Here is a 2,019-nt window from a genome sequence, read left to right on the forward strand (position 1 = left end):
GGGGGGGTGTAAGTCTTGGTTTGTAGTGCATTTTTAAATCCTTTCTCGTTCTCTTAGCTAATATTCTTGCGTTATATTGCGGACACTTTTAAGGGAATTATCGCTTTTTTGTTCGGTCATGTATTTAATATACACTCCCTCACAAAAAAGCTCAATAACCCTTAAAATTGCCTCGCAATATTTCCGCATACTTAGTTCCTTTGTTGCCTTTGTTTGCTTTTCCTTTTTGCTTTTGGCTCTTTGCTTGGCATGTTGCTTTCCCTTGTCATATTAAGGCAAAGCCCAAACATCTCTTTATTTGCAAAAGGGATTTTTCGCTACACTCAAAATGACAAGTAAAGCAGAAAAAACAATCCAACATCACACGCCCTAGCCAACTAAACTCAAGCTATAAAACAAAAAAATAAAGCTTCCAAATAGCAAAAAAGCTACACAAATTTCGCTTAAATCTTCTTTTCTCATGCTTCCTCCTTTGTAAGATTAATTTGCATATTTTCTATAAAGCAATTTGTATTTATTGCATAAGTAGTTGATGTAATATGCCCATCTTTATGTCCTAGCGTTCTACTCACTTGCAGGATATTAAAGCCTTTTTGTATAGCAAGTGTTGCGAATGTATGTCTTAGGTTATAAATGGGTATTTCTTGCTGCATATTGAGTTCGCTTAAAAGCTTTTTCCACTTTTTCTGTAAGCATGAATGACTTATATTAAAGAGAATATCTGTATATTTTGCTTTTAAGTCGTGCATGAAATGCTTAAAGTTTTCATTGATAAAAACAATATTTCTTTTACTGCTTTTTGTCTTTGGTGTGGTAATGGTATGGTTTGGCATTTTTGACTTTGTTATCTTTATAGATTCTGTATCTATATCGCTAGACTTTAATGCTAAGATTTCGCCAACTCTAGCCCCTGTATGACTTGCTATCATAAGATAATTATGCAGTAGCTCATCTTTTTTACTAGATTCTAGGATTGTTGCTAACTCATTTTCTTTAAAGGCATATTTTTCTTTTTTCTCTGCCCCAAACCTTGAGAGATTAAGAGTATTTGTAAAGTAGGGGAGGTTAAAATACTCATTGTAGTTGTTTAACGCACGCACAATAAGATTTATCCTGCTTTTAATCTCTGCGTTACTTAAGGCTTTTTTATGCAAGGCTGTGGCGTAATCATGTAAAAAGTTTTTATTTACATTATTCGTCCTTGCGTGTTTTAAGTCTTTTTGTATAGCAAGCATTGCACTCTTATATCTTGCATAACTTGATTCTTTAATGTCGCTTAAACCTTGCAATACATATAACATACTCTCACTCAAATACTCATCAGGGCTTCTTTTGGTGCTTCCCTCTAAGATAAATCCCTGCCGCACAAGCTCGTTTTTTATGTAGTTATGGGCTTCTTGTTGAACTAGGGCTAGATTTTCTTTTGTTGCCTTTAGCTTGGTGCTAATTCTTATATGTACGCCTTTAATGTATTTTTGTATGTAGATGTAACCTGCTTTGCTGACTTTTATGTTTCTATCATTTAATTTGATAGTCTTTTCTGGCAATGCCTCACACTCTCTTTTGTCTGTGAAGTTTTGTTGAAATACTAAAACACATGCTGACATGTTATTCCTTTATGTTAGTTTTGGCTTTAAAGCCTTATTGTTATATCGTTTTTGCTTCCGCTTTCATGGCGATTAAAACGCTTTTTCAAAAACAGACAGAAGCACAACAAAGCTAGGTTTATGCCCTGTGTCATTGTTGCTTTTTTGTCGTCTTTGAGTTTTTCTGCTTGTCTCATTGCCCTTTTCCTTATCGTGTTGCTTTTTGCTTTGACATGTTTGTCTTTCCTTGCCTCGTTTGAGTCTTTTTTGTCCCATTGGTCGAAACTCCCTTTGTCATGTTGCTTTTCCTTGTCGCGTTGAAACTCTCTCTTGTCATGTTGCTTTTCCTTGTCATGTTGAGCCGCAAGGCGAAACATCTCTTTATATTTCAAAGCAGGGATTTTTCTAGCTTATTTCATTCAAAACACAATCA

The 2,019-nt window shown here is 34.9% G+C and carries 3 protein-coding genes; all 3 read right to left on the reverse strand.

Going from position 1 to position 2,019, the window contains the following annotated elements; translation table 11 throughout:
* Positions 1–57: 57 nt before the first annotated feature.
* The 3 genes from T368_RS17220 to T368_RS0111315 all read right to left on the reverse strand — a co-directional run bounded on the left by T368_RS17220 (position 58) and on the right by T368_RS0111315 (position 1,978).
* Positions 58–189, reverse strand: coding sequence for a hypothetical protein (locus tag T368_RS17220; RefSeq protein ID WP_004084602.1), 132 nt, complete (start codon positions 187–189; stop codon positions 58–60).
* A gap of 269 nt (positions 190–458) precedes the next feature.
* Positions 459–1,607: a site-specific integrase gene (locus tag T368_RS0111310; protein ID WP_004084590.1), complete on the reverse strand. Its 1,149-nt coding sequence runs from the start codon at positions 1,605–1,607 to the stop codon at positions 459–461.
* Positions 1,608–1,633: 26 nt separating this feature from the next.
* Positions 1,634–1,978 (reverse strand): hypothetical protein, encoded by a 345-nt coding sequence (locus T368_RS0111315; protein WP_138160960.1) that lies wholly within the window; start codon positions 1,976–1,978, stop codon positions 1,634–1,636.
* Between the last annotated feature and the right edge of the window lie 41 nt (positions 1,979–2,019).

Source organism: Helicobacter bilis ATCC 51630 (genome assembly GCF_000686565.1).
In the GTDB taxonomy this organism is placed as follows: Bacteria; Campylobacterota; Campylobacteria; order Campylobacterales; family Helicobacteraceae; genus Helicobacter_A; species Helicobacter_A bilis.

Bases quoted from the DNA above. Each gene is read 5' to 3' on its own strand.
- T368_RS17220 (WP_004084602.1), bottom strand. From the start codon at position 189: ATGCGGAAATATTGCGAGGCAATTTTAAGGGTTATTGAGCTTTTTTGT.
- T368_RS0111310 (WP_004084590.1), bottom strand. From the start codon at position 1,607: ATGTCAGCATGTGTTTTAGTATTTCAACAAAACTTCACAGACAAAAGA.